This is a genomic window from Pseudomonas sp. St386 (assembly GCF_018325865.1).
GTDB classification, from domain to species: domain Bacteria; phylum Pseudomonadota; class Gammaproteobacteria; order Pseudomonadales; family Pseudomonadaceae; genus Aquipseudomonas; species Aquipseudomonas brassicacearum.
This window is the reverse complement of sequence record NZ_AP021900.1, coordinates 243,510-261,475: the sequence shown is the minus strand read 5'-3', so window position 1 is coordinate 261,475 and position 17,966 is coordinate 243,510. Positions and strand designations below refer to the sequence as shown.

Here is a 17,966-nt window from a genome sequence, read left to right as displayed (position 1 = left end):
ATTGAGAAAACACAGCCAAAATATTGACATGTAAAAGCGTCAAATAACCTTACTTTGTGAACATGTACGTCCAGACCGCTGCAGCCTACAAGCTGACGGGTCCATGGAAGTCTACTGAGCGTGACACCCGGAGAGTCTTCAATGAGCAGTGTTATTGCCGTTGTCAAAAGCATTGTTGGTCAGGTTTTCGTCGTATCCCCAGAGGGCATCCGGCGCGTACTCATTGAAGGCGATCGCCTGTACACGGGCGATCAGTTGGACACTGGCCCTTCTGGCGCCGTCACATTGGATCTGGCCGATGGCCGCACCCTGGACCTGGGCCGCGACACCCAGTGGAGCGCCAATGCCCCGGACTCTTCCACCGACCTGGCACAAGCCACTGCCCAGGCCGCGCCGTCGGTAGAAGAGCTGCAACAAGCCATCGCCGCGGGTGTCGACCCGACGACCGCCCTGGAAGCCACCGCCGCCGGCGCCACTGCCGCAGGTACGGGCGGCGCCGCCGGTGGCGGCCACAGCTTTGTGGTGCTGGATGCCACCGCTGGTAGCGTCGACCCTACTGTCGGTTTCCCAACTGAAGGTCTCGCTGCGGCGGCTGCCACCGATAACAACACCCTGGGTGGCGATACTACGGATACGACCGCCAACGCTGTCCTCAATGCGACGATGACCCTGAGCGCCACGCCGACCCTGACCGAAGCCGGCGGCGTGCTGGTCTACACCGCGACCGTGACCCAGGCCCCGCAAACCGCCTTGACCGTGACCTTGTCCAACGGCGCGGTCATCGTGATCCCGGCGGGTCAGCTGACCGGTAGCGTCAACGTTCCACTCGCGCCGAATGACACGGTCTACAACGACCCAAGCCAGATCAGCGTGACCGTCACTGGCACCACCGGTGGCACTGGCATTGCCGTGACCGTGCCCACCACGCCGGCCGTGACCCAGATCACCGACACCATCGACACCACCACCGTCACCCTGAGCGCGGGCAATACCGTCACCGAAGGCGGCCAGATCACCTACACCGCCACCCTGACCAACCCGGCACAAACTCCGGTGACCGTGACCCTGAGCAACGGCTCGGTCATCACCATCGCCGCCGGCCAGACTACCGGGACCGTCAACGTCGAGACGCCGGCTAATGACGTCTACAACAACGGCAGCACGGTCAGCACCACCATTACCGGAGCAACCGGCGGTAACTTCGAAAACCTGGTCCCGAGCACGACGCCTGCGGTTACTACGATTACCGATTCGGTGGACACCACTGGCCTGACCCTGACCGCCAGCAACACCATCACCGAAGGCGGCCAGATTACCTACACCGCTACCCTGACCAACCCGGCCCAGACCCCGGTGACGGTGACCTTGAGCAACGGCTCGGTCATCACCATCGCCGCCGGCCAGACCTCTGGCACCGTTAATGTCGAGACGCCGGCTAATGACGTCTACAACAACGGCAGCACCGTCAGCACCACCATTACCGGTGCGACAGGTGGCAACTTCGAAAACCTGGTGCCGAGCACGGCGCCTGCAGTCACCACGATTACCGATTCGGCGGATACCACTGGCCTGACTCTGACGGCCAGCAACACCATCACCGAAGGCGGCCAGATTACCTACACCGCCACCCTGACCAACCCGGCCCAGACTCCGGTGACCGTGACCCTGAGCAACGGCTCGGTCATCACCATCGCCGCCGGCCAGACCACTGGCACCGTTAACGTCGAGACGCCAGCTAATGACGTCTATAACAACGGCAGCACGGTCAGCACTACGATCACCGGCGCAACCGGCGGCAACTTCGAAAATCTGGTGCCGAGCACGACGCCTGCGGTCACCACAATTACCGATTCGGTGGACAGCACTGGCCTGACCCTGACCGCCAGCAACACCATCACCGAAGGCGGTTCGATTGTTTACACCGCCACCCTGACCAACCCGGCCCAGACCCCGGTGACGGTGACCTTGAGCAACGGCTCGGTCATTACCATCGCTGCTGGCCAGACTACCGGGACCGTCAACGTCGAGACGCCAGCCAATGACGTCTATAACAACGGCAGCACGGTCAGCACCACCATTACCGGTGCGACCGGTGGCAACTTCGAAAACCTGGTGCCGAGCACGGCGCCTGCAGTCACCACGATTACCGATTCGGCGGATACCACTGGCCTGACTCTGACGGCCAGCAACACCATCACCGAAGGCGGCCAGATTACCTACACCGCCACCCTGACCAACCCGGCCCAGACTCCGGTGACCGTGACCCTGAGCAACGGCTCGGTCATCACCATCGCCGCCGGCCAGACTACCGGGACCGTCAACGTCGAGACGCCGGCTAATGACGTCTACAACAACGGCAGCACGGTCAGCACCACCATTACCGGTGCGACCGGTGGCAACTTCGAAAATCTGGTGCCGAGCACGACGCCTGCGGTTACTACGATTACCGATTCGGCCGACACCACCGGCCTGACCCTGACCGCCAGCAACACCATCACCGAAGGCGGCCAGATTACCTACACCGCGACGCTGACCAACCCGGCCCAGACCCCGGTGACGGTGACCTTGAGCAACGGCTCGGTCATCACCATCGCCGCCGGCCAGACCACTGGCACCGTTAACGTCGAGACGCCAGCTAATGACGTCTATAACAACGGCAGCACGGTCAGCACTACGATCACCGGCGCAACCGGCGGCAACTTCGAAAATCTGGTGCCGAGCACGACGCCTGCGGTCACCACGATTACCGATTCGGTGGACAGCACTGGCCTGACCCTGACCGCCAGCGACACCATCACCGAAGGCGGTTCGATTGTTTATACCGCGACGCTGACCAACCCGGCCCAGACTCCCGTAACCGTGACCCTGAGCAATGGCTCGATCATCACCATCGCCGCCGGCCAGACCACTGGCACCGTCAACGTCGAGACGCCGGCTAATGACGTCTACAACAACGGCAGCACCGTCAGCACCACCATTACCGGTGCGACAGGTGGCAACTTCGAAAATCTGGTGCCGAGCACCGCGCCTGCGGTCACCACGATTACCGATTCGGTGGACACCACTGACCTGAGCCTGTCCGCGTCTACCGAAGTAGCTGAAGGCGGTTCCATCGTTTACACCGCCACCCTGACCAACGCCGCCGGCTCACCAGTGACCGTCACCTTGAGCAACGGCGCTGTAATCAACATCGCTGCGGGCGCCACTACCGGCACCGTCACTGTCGATGCGCCAAAAGACGACGTCTACAAAGACGCTGGCAAAGTTGAAGTCAGCATCGATAAAGCCACTGGCGGCAACTTCGAGAACCTGGTTCCGAGCACCACGCCTGCGGTGACTGACGTTACCGATACCATCGACACCTCGACTGTCAGCCTGACCGCAACGTCCACCGTCGCGGAAGGCGGCACCGTGGTGTACACCGCCTCGGTCAATGCACCGGTCACTGATGCCCCGCTCGTCGTGACGTTGAGCAACGGCCAGACCATCACCATTCCGGTTGGCGCCAGCAGCGGCACCGTGAACTTCGTCACGCCAAACGACGCCCTCGCGGGCGGCGATAACCTGAGCGTCAAAATCGACGACGCCAAGGGTGGCAATTACGAGAACCTTGCCATCGACGGCAAGCCTGCCGACACCACCGTTACCGATGTACAGGACACTACCGGCCTGACCTTGAGTGCAACCGATAGCGTTGCTGAAGGCGGCTCCATCGTTTACACCGCCACCCTGACCAACGCCGCTGGCTCACCTGTCACTGTGACCCTGAGCAACGGCGCCGTCATCAACATCGCTGCGGGCGCCACCACTGGCACCGTGACCGTCGACGCACCAAAAGACGACGTCTACAAAGACGCTGGCAAAGTTGAAGTCAGCATCGATAAAGCCACTGGTGGTAACTTCGAGAACCTGGTTCCGAGCACCACGCCTGCGGTGACTGACGTTACCGATACCATCGACACCTCGACTGTCAGCCTGACCGCAACGTCCACCGTCGCGGAAGGCGGCACCGTGGTGTACACCGCCTCGGTCAATGCACCGGTCACTGATGCCCCGCTCGTCGTGACGTTGAGCAACGGCCAGACCATCACCATTCCGGTTGGCGCCAGCAGCGGCACCGTGAACTTCGTGACACCAAACGACGCCCTCGCAGGCGGCGATAACCTGAGCGTCAAAATCGACGACGCCAAGGGTGGCAATTACGAGAACCTTGCCATCGACGGCAAGCCTGCCGACACCACCGTTACCGATGTACAGGACACTACCGGCCTGACCTTGAGTGCAACCGATAGCGTTGCTGAAGGCGGCTCCATCGTTTACACCGCCACCCTGACCAACGCCGCTGGCTCACCTGTCACTGTGACCCTGAGCAACGGCGCCGTGATCAACATCGCTGCGGGCGCCACCACCGGCACCGTCACTGTCGATGCACCAAAAGACGACGTCTACAAAGACGCTGGTAAAGTTGAAGTCAGCATCGACAAGGCTACTGGCGGTAACTTCGAGAACCTGGTTCCGAGTACCACGCCAGCAGTGACCGATGTCACTGACACCATCGACACCAGCACCGTTTCGCTCACTGCGACTTCGACTGTGGCCGAAGGTGGGACTGTCGTTTACACCGCCTCGGTTAACGCACCCGTGACCGACGCTCCGTTGGTTATCACCCTGTCGAACGGCCAGACCATCACCATTCCGGTTGGCGCCAGCAGCGGCACCGTGAACTTCGTTACACCAAACGACGCCCTCGCGGGCGGCGATAACCTGAGCGTCAAAATCGACGACGCCAAGGGTGGCAATTACGAGAACCTTGCCATCGACGGCAAGCCTGCCGACACCACCGTTACCGATGTACAGGACACTACCGGCCTGACCTTGAGTGCAACCGATAGCGTTGCTGAAGGCGGCTCGATCGTTTACACCGCCACCCTGACCAACGCCGCTGGCTCGCCTGTCACTGTGACTTTGAGCAACGGCGTCGTCATCAACATCGCCGCAGGCGCCACCACCGGCACCGTCACTGTCGATGCGCCAAAAGACGACGTCTACAAAGACGCTGGCAAAGTTGAAGTCAGCATCGATAAAGCCACTGGCGGTAACTTCGAGAACCTGGTTCCGAGCACCACGCCTGCGGTGACTGATGTCACCGACACCATCGACACCTCGACTGTCAGCCTGACCGCAACGTCCACCGTCGCGGAAGGTGGGACCGTGGTTTACACGGCGTCGGTCAACGCACCGGTCACTGATGCCCCGCTCGTCGTGACGTTGAGCAACGGCCAGACCATCACCATTCCGGTTGGCGCCAGCTCCGCTTCGGTGAACTTCGTTACGCCGAACGACGCCCTCGCGGGCGGCGATAACCTGAGCGTGAAGATCGACGACGCCAAGGGCGGCAACTACGAAAAACTGGACATCGACGGCAAGCCTGCCGAAACCACCGTCACAGACACTCAGGACACCACTGGCCTGAGTCTGTCCGCGTCTACCGAAGTAGCCGAAGGCGGCTCGATCGTCTACACCGCCACCCTGACCAACGCCGCCGGCTCACCAGTGACCGTCACCTTGAGCAACGGCGCCGTCATCAACATCGCAGCAGGCGCCACCACCGGCACCGTCACTGTCGATGCACCAAAAGACGACGTCTACAAAGACGCTGGCAAAGTCGAAGTCAGCATCGATAAAGCCACTGGCGGCAACTTCGAGAACCTGGTTCCGAGCACCACCCCAGCGGTGACCGACGTTACCGACACCATCGACACCAGCACCGTTTCGCTCACAGCGACTTCGACGGTGGCCGAAGGTGGGACCGTGGTTTACACCGCCTCGGTCAACGCACCCGTGACCGACGCTCCGTTGGTTATCACCCTGTCGAACGGCCAGACCATCACCATTCCGGTTGGCGCCAGCAGCGGCACCGTGAACTTCGTCACGCCAAACGACGCCCTCGCGGGCGGCGATAACCTGAGCGTGAAGATCGACGACGCCAAGGGCGGCAACTACGAAAAACTGGACATCGACGGCAAGCCTGCCGATACCATCGTCACAGACACCCAGGACACCACTGGCCTGACGCTCTCGGCAACTGACACTGTCGCCGAAGGCGGTTCCATCGTTTACACCGCAACATTGACCAACGCCGCTGGCTCGCCAGTGACCGTCACCTTGAGCAACGGCGCCGTCATCAACATCGCTGCAGGCGCCACCACTGGCACCGTGACCGTCGATGCGCCAAAAGACGACGTCTACAAAGACGCTGGCAAAGTTGAAGTCAGCATCGATAAAGCCACTGGCGGTAACTTCGAGAACCTGGTTCCTAGCACCACGCCTGCGGTGACTGACGTTACCGATACCATCGACACCTCGACTGTCAGCCTGACCGCAACGTCCACCGTCGCCGAAGGCGGCACCGTGGTGTACACCGCCTCGGTCAATGCACCGGTCACTGATGCCCCGCTCGTCGTGACGTTGAGCAACGGCCAGACCATCACCATTCCGGTCGGTGCCAGCTCCGCTTCGGTGAACTTCGTGACACCAAACGACGCCCTCGCAGGCGGCGATAACCTGAGCGTGAAGATCGACGACGCCAAGGGCGGCAACTACGAAAAACTGGACATCGACGCCACTCCGGCGAATACCACCGTTACCGATGTACAGGACACCACTGGCCTGACGCTCTCGGCAACTGACACTGTCACCGAAGGCGGTTCCATCGTTTACACCGCAACATTGACCAACGCCGCTGGCTCGCCAGTGACCGTCACCTTGAGCAACGGCGCGGTGATCAACATCGCTGCGGGCGCCACTACCGGCACCGTGACCGTCGATGCGCCAAAAGACGACGTCTACAAAGACGCTGGTAAAGTTGAAGTCAGCATCGACAAGGCTACTGGCGGTAACTTCGAGAACCTGGTTCCGAGCACCACGCCTGCGGTGACTGACGTTACCGATACCATCGACACCTCGACTGTCAGCCTGACCGCAACGTCCACCGTCGCGGAAGGCGGCACCGTGGTGTACACCGCCTCGGTCAATGCACCGGTCACTGATGCCCCGCTCGTCGTGACGTTGAGCAACGGCCAGACCATCACCATTCCGGTTGGCGCCAGCAGCGGCACCGTGAACTTCGTCACGCCAAACGACGCCCTCGCGGGCGGCGATAACCTGAGCGTCAAAATCGACGACGCCAAGGGTGGCAATTACGAGAACCTTGCCATCGACGGCAAGCCTGCCGACACCACCGTTACCGATGTACAGGACACTACCGGCCTGACCTTGAGTGCAACCGATAGCGTTGCTGAAGGCGGCTCCATCGTTTACACCGCCACCCTGACCAACGCCGCTGGCTCACCTGTCACTGTGACCCTGAGCAACGGCGCCGTCATCAACATCGCTGCGGGCGCCACCACCGGCACCGTGACCGTCGACGCACCAAAAGACGACGTCTACAAAGACGCTGGCAAAGTTGAAGTCAGCATCGACAAGGCTACTGGCGGTAACTTCGAGAACCTGGTTCCGAGTACCACGCCAGCAGTGACCGATGTCACTGACACCATCGACACCAGCACCGTTTCGCTCACTGCGACTTCGACTGTGGCCGAAGGTGGGACTGTCGTTTACACCGCCTCGGTTAACGCACCCGTGACCGACGCTCCGTTGGTTATTACCCTGTCGAACGGCCAGACCATCACCATTCCGGTTGGCGCCAGCAGCGGCACCGTGAACTTCGTCACGCCAAACGACGCCCTCGCGGGCGGCGATAACCTGAGCGTAAAGATCGACGACGCCAAGGGCGGCAACTACGAAAAACTGGACATCGACGGCAAGCCTGCCGAAACCACCGTCACAGACACTCAGGACACCACTGGCCTGACCTTGAGTGCAACCGATAGCGTCGCCGAAGGCGGCTCGATCGTTTACACCGCCACCCTGACCAACGCCGCTGGCTCGCCTGTCACTGTGACTTTGAGCAACGGCGTCGTCATCAACATCGCCGCAGGCGCCACCACCGGCACCGTCACTGTCGATGCGCCAAAAGACGACGTCTACAAAGACGCTGGCAAAGTTGAAGTCAGCATCGATAAAGCCACTGGCGGTAACTTCGAGAACCTGGTTCCGAGCACCACGCCTGCGGTGACTGATGTCACCGACACCATCGACACCTCGACTGTCAGCCTGACCGCAACGTCCACCGTCGCGGAAGGTGGGACCGTGGTTTACACGGCGTCGGTCAACGCACCGGTCACTGATGCCCCGCTCGTCGTGACGTTGAGCAACGGCCAGACCATCACCATTCCGGTTGGCGCCAGCTCCGCTTCGGTGAACTTCGTTACGCCGAACGACGCCCTCGCGGGCGGCGATAACCTGAGCGTGAAGATCGACGACGCCAAGGGCGGCAACTACGAAAAACTGGACATCGACGCCACTCCGGCGAATACCACCGTTACCGATGTACAGGACACCACTGGCCTGACGCTCTCGGCAACTGACACTGTCGCCGAAGGCGGCTCCATCGTTTACACCGCAACATTGACCAACGCCGCTGGCTCACCAGTGACAGTCACCTTGAGCAACGGCGCCGTCATTAACATCGCCGCAGGCGCCACCACTGGCACCGTGACCGTCGATGCGCCAAAAGACGACGTCTACAAAGACGCTGGTAAAGTCGAAGTCAGCATCGATAAAGCCACTGGCGGTAACTTCGAGAACCTGGTTCCGAGCACCACCCCAGCGGTGACCGACGTTACCGACACCATCGACACCAGCACCGTTTCGCTCACAGCGACTTCGACGGTGGCCGAAGGTGGGACCGTGGTTTACACCGCCTCGGTCAACGCACCCGTGACCGACGCTCCGTTGGTTATCACCCTGTCGAACGGCCAGACCATCACCATTCCGGTTGGCGCCAGCAGCGGCACCGTGAACTTCGTCACGCCAAACGACGCCCTCGCGGGCGGCGATAACCTGAGCGTGAAGATCGACGACGCCAAGGGCGGCAACTACGAAAAACTGGACATCGACGGCAAGCCTGCCGAAACCACCGTCACAGACACTCAGGACACCACTGGCCTGAGTCTGTCCGCGTCTACCGAAGTAGCCGAAGGCGGCTCGATCGTCTACACCGCCACCCTGACCAACGCCGCCGGCTCACCAGTGACCGTCACCTTGAGCAACGGCGCCGTCATCAACATCGCAGCAGGCGCCACCACCGGCACCGTCACTGTCGATGCGCCAAAAGACGACGTCTACAAAGACGCTGGCAAAGTTGAAGTCAGCATCGATAAAGCCACTGGTGGTAACTTCGAGAACCTGGTTCCGAGCACCACGCCAGCAGTGACCGATGTCACCGACACCATCGACAACACCACCGTCAGCATCACCGGCAGCACGTCGGTCACCGAAGGCCAGGCGGCCACCTATACCGTCAGCCTGACGAACCCGGCGCAAACAGAGGTGACGCTCAAGATCGTCTACAGCGGCACCGCCGCCGATGGCACGGACTTCACCGGTGTCTACACCGTGAAGATCCCGGCCAACGCTACCAGCGCCACCTTCAACGTGGCGACGCTGGACGACAAGATCACCGAAGGCACCGAGAACTTCGTGGTCAAGATCGACTCGGCCACCGGTGGCAACTTCGAGCACCTGGCGGTCAGCGGCACCAATGGCAGCGTCAGTACCTCGATCATCGACAACGATGCGCCACCGGCACTCGACCTGGACGCCAACAACTCCAGCGGCAAGACCGGCGCCGATTACCAGGTGACCTTCACCGAAGGCACCACCGGTCCGGGCGTGTCCATCGCCGACACCGACCTGAGCATCACTGACCCGGACAGCACCATGCTGACCGGCGCGACCATCGTGCTGACCAACCGTCAGCCTGGCGATGCGCTGAACCTGGGCAACAGCGTCAACGGCATCAGCATCAACGCCAACAGCACCGACGGCAAGGTCGTCCTGACGCTGACGGGCAATGCGACGCTGGCCGACTACATGCAGCAGATCAAGAACATCAGCTTCATCAACAACAGCGAAGATCCGAGCACCGTACCGCGCATCATCACCGTGACAGTGACTGACGGCACGAGCTACTCCAACACTGCCACCACCACCGTGAACGTGGTCGGGGTCAACGACGCGCCAGTGGCCACTGGCGGCGCGGTGACCGGTACCGAAGACACTTCACTGGTCCTCGGCTGGTCGACGTTCGGCATCAGCGACGTGGACAGTTCCGCCACCAGCCTGGGTGTGAAAATCACCGAGCTGCCGGCCGATGGCAAGTTGCAGTATCTGGACGGTGCAACCTGGAAAGACGTGGCCAACAACCAGACCTTCACCAAGGCTGACATCGACGCCGGCAAGCTGCGCTTCACTCCGGACGCCAACGAATCCGGCGCCAATGGTTATGTTGGCAGCAGCACGGGCAACAACCAGGCCGACTACGCACAGGTCAAGTTCCAGCCAACCGACGGCCAGGCGCTGGGCAATACCAGCACCGTGAAGATCGACATCACCCCAGTCGCCGACGCACCGACTCTCAACGTGGCCGGCAACAACGTGACCTCCACCGGTTTGATCAAGGAAGTCTGGACCGGCCTGTCGGGCCTGGGCACCGATGGCAGCGGCGCGCCGTCCGGCACGCTCAAGTCGGTGATCGATGCCGCCGGCACGCCGAACAGCAGCAGCACCGTGACCAACGTGCAGTCCGACAGCAACGTCAACCCGGGCACCGCGTCGAAAACCTCGGGCCTGATCTTCCTCGAAGCCGGCAAGACCTACACCTTCAGCGGTACCGGCGACGACAGCCTGCTGGTGACCATCGGCGGCAAAACCGCCGCGGCCACCACTTGGGGGGCGGGCGGCCAGTTGAACGGTTCGTTCACGCCGACCACCAGCGGCTACTACACCCTGGACATCTACCACCACAACCAGACCGGCCCGGGCAGCTATGACGTGAACCTGTCGGTCAACGGCAGCACACCGGTCGACCTGAGCAGTGCCGGCGTGCCGCTCTATACCGGCGTGACCGACCTGGCGAATTCTGGCGTGACCGTCTCCGACCTGCACGGCACCAACGGCGAAGGCTACTACGACGGCTTCAAGCTCAACGAAGGCGCCGAAGGCACCAGCGTGCACCTGTCGAAAATCACCACCGCCCTGACCGACACCGACGGCTCCGAAAGCCTGAGCGTGAAGATTGGCGGCATGCCGGAAGGGAGTGTGCTGAGCGACGGCGCGGGCCACTTCGCGACCGTGGGCAGCAACGGCGAAGCATCGGTCAGTGGCTGGAACCTGGGCAGCCTGACCCTGACCCCACCGACCTATTACAACGGCCAGCTCAATCTGACCGTGACCTCCACCTCCACCGAAGCCCTCGGAGGATCGGCGACCACCACGGCGCAAATCCCAGTCATCGTGTACCCGGCGACCTACAACGCCATCACCGCCACGTCGGGCAGTGACAACGTCACCGGCACCGACGGCAACGACATCGTCGTCGCCGACATTGGCGGGCTGACCGTAGTGCCGGGCGTCAACTACAACATCGCCTTCATGGTCGACAGCTCTGGCAGCATGAGCGACTCGTCCATCGCAGCGGCCAAGGCCTCGCTGACCTCGGTGTTCAACACCCTCAAGCAAAGCATGGGCAGTAACGCCGGGACGGTGAATATCTTCCTGGCGGACTTTGATAACCAGGTGAACAAGACCGTCGCGGTCAACCTCAACGACCCGAACGCCTTGACCCTGCTCAAAGGCGTGCTCGACTCGATGGTGTCCGGTGGCGGCACCAACTACGAAGACGTGTTCAAGACCACGGCGAACTTCTTCAACAGCACCCAGGCCTTGAACAATACCGGCGCGAAAAACCTGACGTATTTCATTACCGACGGCAAACCGACCTTCTACCAGACCGGCGAACAGACCAACCCGACCTTGTACGGCAACGTCAAGCTCGATGATGTGCTGAGCGCAGCCAACTACACCGTCGGCAAGTACTACACCCAGACGATCGACAGCACGCACAAGTACACCATCTACGAAAACGGCCAGATGTACCTGTCGACCAAAAGCGGAAAGAATTGGAACGACAGTTATGTCGGCACCGTGCATGCCGAGGGCAATGGCACCTTTGAATTGTCGAACCAGGGCGGCACCGGTTATGGCGATTACTGGAACTATGTCGATTCGGCAGCGGGCTCGACCGACAGCTTCACGCTGCTCAAGGGCCTGAGCACCGTCGAGGCCATCGGCCTGAACAACGACGTGACTCTGAACGACCTCAAGCCCTACGACTCGGACTCGACGCCGCAGACCAACATCGACCCGAACAACCTGGCCAACTCGATCATCGGCCACACCGAAGCGACCTTGCCGGGCTCCGATACGGTCAACGGCGGCAACGGCAACGACATCCTGTTCGGCGACCTGGTGAGCTTCAACGGCGTTGCCGGCGAGGGCTACCAGGCCATCCAGGCTTTCGTCGCCCAGCAGAACGGCGTGGACGTCAGCAAGGTCACCACCAGCAACGTGCACCAGTACATCACCGAACACTACACCGCGTTCGATGTGTCCGGTGCCCACGATGGCAATGACACCCTGCTGGGCGGCGCCGGCAACGACATCATTTTCGGCCAGGGCGGCAACGACACGCTCGACGGTGGCAAGGGCAATGACATCCTGCTCGGTGGCACGGGTAACGACACACTGATCGGCGGCCAGGGCAATGACACCCTGATCGGCGGCCTGGGCGGCGATACCTTTGTCTGGAAGGCCGGCGACACTGGCACCGACGTGATCAAGGATTTCAAGGCCAGCGAAGGCGACCGGATCGACCTGCGGGATCTGTTGCAGGGCGAAAGCGGCAGCACCATCGACCACTTCCTGAAAATCAGCACGGTCGATGGCGTATCGTCGCTGCAGGTCAGCACCTCCGGTCAGTTCAATGGGGCCAACGGCGGCGCCGCGACCCCGGACGTGACGATCAAGCTCGAAGGCAACAACTGGTCGAACGTGAACCTGAACTCGTTGATCGCCGGCAGCGACCCGACCATCAAGGTCGATCACAACAACAGCTGACCGGGCCCTCACGACCGCCCTTCACAGGGCGGTCGTGCATGGCTGCTCCCAGGATGACGATTTCGTCTCCACCCTCCATACTCCCCCACAGTTGGCCTATGCTGCCCAGCATGATGCCGCTTCATACATGAGGGATGCCCGATGTTTTATGTGCAACGCGATGCACAAGGCCTGCTGGTGCGCGTAGAAGCCACCGCTTACGCCGAGGCCACCGAAACCTTGCCGGCCGACAACCACGAGATCCAGGACTGGTTCGCCAACCAGGCGGTGGAAAACAGCCTCAAGCAGCTCAAGCAAAGCGACCTGGAGATGATCCGGGTACTCGATGACTTGATCCAGGTGCTGACCAGCAAAGGCGTGATCCGCGTCACCGACCTGCCACCGGCGGCCCAGGCCAAGCTGATGGACCGCACCCAGGCCCGGGAAGCCTTGGGCGGGTTGAGCCGGTTGATCGATGATGATGAGAAGGGGTTGATCTAGCCCTGGTTTCATCGGTGTCGGGCTGCCCTCATCGCGAGCAAGCTCGCTCCCACAGTGGATCTGTGTCAGGGCGCTATTTTCCATTCGCCAACAGATCCCTTGTGGGAGCGAGCTTGCTCGCGATGACAATCGTCAATTCACCGCAGGTCTGTCAATTCGACGCTTGCACTTCAAGCCGATCCATCGCCCCCTCCACCAACAGATGCACCCCATCGGCCATTCGACTGATCGCCAGGATCACGCTGCGGCGCGAGCCGTCGACGTCGTCAGCCAGGTCGGCGGCGATGGCGCTGATGGACAGCAGGTCTTCGGAGGCATTGGCCAGGAGGGTTTCGGTGTCGATGTCCGGGGAGACCATGAAGAGCTGGGCAGTTTGGTTTTTTCCCGAGGCTTCATCGGTGGGTTTGGGATTGAGGTAGTAGTCGAGGACGCGTTCGGCGGCTTCGTCGAGTGTGGTGGAGCTGCGTGAGGTGTTTTTCGTTTCCGCTGTTGTCATTGGAGAACTCCTAAACGACTAGTAAGGAGCCTTTGCTACACAGCGAGTCCAAATGAGATCGCTGAATGGCATGGGCCGTTTCGCCCTAAACAGATATTTCGGACTTGCACGTCCGTGTCACCGTTTTTTCAGTGACAAACCCAGACTAGCCACGAGGCAGACGCCGGACAAGTTCACCACGTTCGCTACAACTCGAAGGAAATCTCCTAGGACCTTACTTTTAGAGGGGGTGTATATCCGTTTCTGCGGTAACGGCCACTTAGGGTTCCGCCCTGACGGCGGCTCACTTTTGAGAAGCCCGGAAGCCGGCCCAGTCGAAAGTAACCAAAGCGCTTCTGCCCTACCACTTGGCACCTCGCTTAGGCTCGGTGTGCCCTCACTCCGGCATTGCTCCGTGGGCCGCCGCGAAGGGCCATCCATGGCCCAGGGCGGCTACCTCGGCATCCATGCCGAGGTGCCCACTGCGCAATGCCTGCGTTCGGCCAGCGTGGTTAATGGGGCGCCCGAGATCAACGTCCACCACGAGGCGGCCTGGTAGCCGACCTGGTTCTTGGAGGGACTGCGTTTCCCCTGTGGGAGCGGGCTTGCTCGCGAAGAGGCCGGCAAACCCAGCATCCATGTGACTGAACCACCGCTATCGCGAGCAAGCTCGCACATAGGTTTTTGGTCGTTTATAAGATCAGTGTCCACCGCCGGTCCCTGTGGGAGCAAAGCTTGCTCGCGATGGCGGTGGGTCTGCTTGCATCAATGCTGAATGTGCCGTCGCTTCGCGAGCAAGCTTTGCTCCCACAAGTCCTGCTCAAACAGATCTGACGGGTGTACGACCGGGAGAGCCAGGTCGGCTGTCAGGCCGCCTCGCGAGCAAGCTTTGCTCCCACAGGTCCTGCTCAAACAGATCTGACGGGTGTACGACCGGGAGAGCCAGGTCGGCTACCAGGCCGCCTCGCGGCGGGCCCACGGAGCAATGCCTGCGTTCGGGCATGCCGAGCCTAAGCGAGGCACCGAGTGGTGGGGCAAGCCTTTTTTGCTTACTTTTTTTGGCGTTTGAAAAAAAGTGAGCCGCCGTAAGGGCGGAACCCTAAGCAGCCGTTACCGCAGAAACGGATATGTACTCAGTCAGAAGGATAAAAGACCGCCTCACCCCCAACGCTTAGGCTCACCCACCAATTGCCCCTGAACCCCAAACAACCCCATCTCACGAATCACCGCCAACTCCCCCTCCGTCTCAACCCGCTCAGCAATCAACGGCAGGTCAATACTGTGAGCAGCCCGCTGGATCGCCTCGATGAACAGTCGCTTGTCACTTTCCTGATCAATCGCGCGGATATAACTGCCATCGATCTTCAAGTAAGCCAACCCCAAACGCGACAAGTTACCGATCATGCTGAACCGCCCACCAAAACGCTGCAGGCTCAAGGAGAAGCCCAACTCACGCAGACGCCGGGTCAACTGCTCCAGCACCGCTTGCTCCGGCAATTGCTCTTCACCAATCTCCAGGGTCAGGCGCGACCCAAGGTTGGAATGCGCCCGCAGGATCTCAAAGATCTTGTTCAGCGCCTGCGGATCGGCCAAGGTCGCCGAAGACAGGTTCAACGCCAGAGACTGTTCATGCCCGGCCATTTGCCTGAGCACCTGTTCAAGCATCAAACGGTCCAGGCGCGCAGTCCAGCCGAAGCGCTCCAACCAGGGCAGGAACCGCCCGGCGGGGATGGTCTGGCCATGCTCGTCGAGCAGCCGCGACAGCACTTTGTAATGCAGCACCACCTGGGTGTCCTGGGCGGCCACCACCGGCTGGAAGTACAGTTCGAAACGCTGATGATTCAACGCCTGGTCGAGCAACGTGTGCCAGGCATGGTGATCGTCACCGACACTGGCCACCGCGCTGTGATCCAGGCAGGCCCAACCCGGTTCGCCCTGGCTTTCGGCCTGGGCCAGGGCCTGGTCGCCGAGCTGGAGCACCGCTTGCGGCGAGTCGCCATGGACGAACGGCGCCAGCCCGATGGAGGCCACCGACGCCACATCCGTCGCGCCGGTCGCATGTAGGCTCGCCAACGCAGCCTCAAGGTTCTGCGCCAGTTGCAGCGCTTCCTCGCGCACCAGCCCAGGTGCCAGCACCGCAAACTCCCCACCGCGAATACGTGTGACCAGATTGTGGGTTTCCGGATACCGCGCGCACTCACGCAGCAATTGCTCACCCACGGCCTGGAGCAACTGGTCGGTGCGCTGCCCGCCCAGCCGCTGGTTCAAACCGGCCAAGTCCTTGACCCGCAGCAACAGCAGATAACCGGAGCTGGCCTGCTCCGGGTTGCTCACCCGGGCATTGAGCTGCATTTCGAAGTAGCGCCGGTTGGCCAGGCCCGTGAGGTTGTCCTGGTAGGATTCGACCCGCAGTTTCTCGCTGCGCTCGGCCTGCTCCTGGAACAGCGCCTTGAGCTTCTCGACCATCTGGTTCATCGCCTGCACCACGCGGCGCAGTTCAGGCGTGCGCGGCAGCTCTGGCAGGCTCAGGAACTCGCGACGGGCGATGGCATGGGACTGGTGCACCATGTAGTCCAGCGGCTTGAGCTGACGACGCAGCAGCAAGGCCCCCAGCACCGCGCTCACGGCACCGCACAGCAAAAGCCAACCCAGGCTGCCCAACGCGCTCTGCCACAGCTTGGCGAGGGCGAACATCGGGTGGCTGACCACTTCAACCCGGGCCGCCTGTTCCCAGCCGCGGCTGACGATGGCATCGCCTCCGGCCGGTTCCAGGCCGATCAGCTTGACGAACCATTGCGGCACGCTGCCGGCGTCCGGCGTGCCGGTGCGCTCGACGAGGGTCTTGTCGGTGGCCACGTCGACCACGCGGATGCTGGCGTAGTAGCCGCTGTCGAAGATCGAGCTGACCATCAGCTCCACCATCGCCGGGTCGTCGATGTTCGGCGTCAGCGACAACGCCAGCGCCGTGGCCGCGTCCTGGGCGTGGGAGCGCAACTGATTGACGTACTGGGCCCGCGAACTCTCCAGGCTGACCATGAAGCTGCCGCTGAAGGCAACCACCAGGAACAGACAGATAGCGATCAACAGCTGTTTGAACAAGGACATCTGAGCGCGCGCTCCTAGTTAGTCGTCTCGACCGGAAAACCTTCGGCCTGCATTTTCTTCAACACATCCTGCCACCGGGACAGGCGCTTGGTGTCACCCACTTTCTTGTTGCCCTTGGCGCCCGGCAGCCACAGCCCTTCGGCATTGAAAGAGTAGACCGGGAGCAAGTCGGTTCGCTGGCTGGCCGGCAGGATGCCGTCGATCAGGCTGTCGAGTACCAGCGGCATCGCCTCGGGCGTGGCGTAATAGGTGAGCACCATGTGCGCACGGTTCTGCCGCAAGGCCTTGACGTAGGTGATGCGCAGCTTGTCACTGGACACCCCGAGATGGCGCAGGCTGAAATACTTGGCGATGGCGTAGTCTTCACAATCGCCGGCGCCCTTCCACAGGGCCTGGATCGGGGTCTCCCAGTAGTCGACCTCGCGCCACAGGTCGATGTCTTCCACGTAGCGCACCTGTTTGTTGAAAAACAGGTTCACCACCTTGAGCTGTTCCAGTTCCGGGATCTGTTTCTGGGTCGCCAACAGTTGCTGCCATGCGTCGATCCGTTGCTGACCTTCGCCCAAGGGACCATATAACGCTTGCGCCCGTCGGCTGATCTGCGCAAAGTCCCAGTCAGCCTGCAAGCCACCCAGCATCAGGCCGGCCAGCAACAATGCCGAACACAGCCAGCGCAAGGACCTGAGAACAGGGAAAGGTGCAGCCAAGGGAATACGTCCGAAAAGGGCCGTTGGAAATTCGTTGGATGGTGAAGCCTGGCCGGGTAAAAAACAATGGCAGGTTGCAATCACCGCAAGCAGACTAAACTTTAGTTCAGGAACTGGGG

General features: G+C 61.4%; 6 protein-coding genes. 3 read left to right on the top strand and 3 right to left on the bottom strand.

The window, feature by feature from the left end; genetic code table 11:
* Positions 1-141 precede the first annotated feature (141 nt).
* Positions 142-13,080 (top strand): retention module-containing protein, encoded by a 12,939-nt coding sequence (locus tag KI235_RS01140; RefSeq protein WP_212795443.1) that lies wholly within the window; start codon positions 142-144, stop codon positions 13,078-13,080.
* A 141-nt stretch (positions 13,081-13,221) separates the two neighbouring features.
* Complete coding sequence (locus KI235_RS01135) at positions 13,222-13,560, top strand: hypothetical protein (RefSeq protein WP_003196545.1); 339 nt, start codon at positions 13,222-13,224, stop codon at positions 13,558-13,560.
* Positions 13,561-13,711: 151 nt separating this feature from the next.
* Here KI235_RS01135 and KI235_RS01130 read toward each other — a convergent pair whose 3' ends face one another.
* Positions 13,712-14,056 carry a DUF6124 family protein gene (locus tag KI235_RS01130; protein WP_003196543.1) on the bottom strand — a complete coding sequence of 115 codons (345 nt, stop codon included), beginning with the start codon at positions 14,054-14,056 and terminating at the stop codon, positions 13,712-13,714.
* 370 nt (positions 14,057-14,426) lie between these two features.
* On the opposite strand from KI235_RS01130, the gene KI235_RS01125 reads away from it, so the two are divergent.
* Positions 14,427-14,594: a hypothetical protein gene (locus tag KI235_RS01125; protein WP_157803406.1), complete on the top strand. Its 168-nt coding sequence runs from the start codon at positions 14,427-14,429 to the stop codon at positions 14,592-14,594.
* A 599-nt stretch (positions 14,595-15,193) separates the two neighbouring features.
* Here KI235_RS01125 and lapD read toward each other — a convergent pair.
* Positions 15,194-17,140: a cyclic di-GMP receptor LapD gene (gene lapD / locus KI235_RS01120; protein WP_003196539.1), complete on the bottom strand. Its 1,947-nt coding sequence runs from the start codon at positions 17,138-17,140 to the stop codon at positions 15,194-15,196.
* A 14-nt stretch (positions 17,141-17,154) separates the two neighbouring features.
* Positions 17,155-17,847, bottom strand: coding sequence for a cysteine protease LapG (gene lapG / locus KI235_RS01115; protein ID WP_003196538.1), 693 nt, complete (start codon positions 17,845-17,847; stop codon positions 17,155-17,157).
* Between the last annotated feature and the right edge of the window lie 119 nt (positions 17,848-17,966).

Coding starts and splice junctions, on each gene's coding strand:
- KI235_RS01140 (WP_212795443.1), top strand. CDS start 142: ATGAGCAGTGTTATTGCCGTTGTCAAAAGCATTGTTGGTCAGGTTTTC.
- KI235_RS01135 (WP_003196545.1), top strand. CDS start 13,222: ATGTTTTATGTGCAACGCGATGCACAAGGCCTGCTGGTGCGCGTAGAA.
- KI235_RS01130 (WP_003196543.1), bottom strand. CDS start 14,056: ATGACAACAGCGGAAACGAAAAACACCTCACGCAGCTCCACCACACTC.
- lapD (WP_003196539.1), bottom strand. CDS start 17,140: ATGTCCTTGTTCAAACAGCTGTTGATCGCTATCTGTCTGTTCCTGGTG.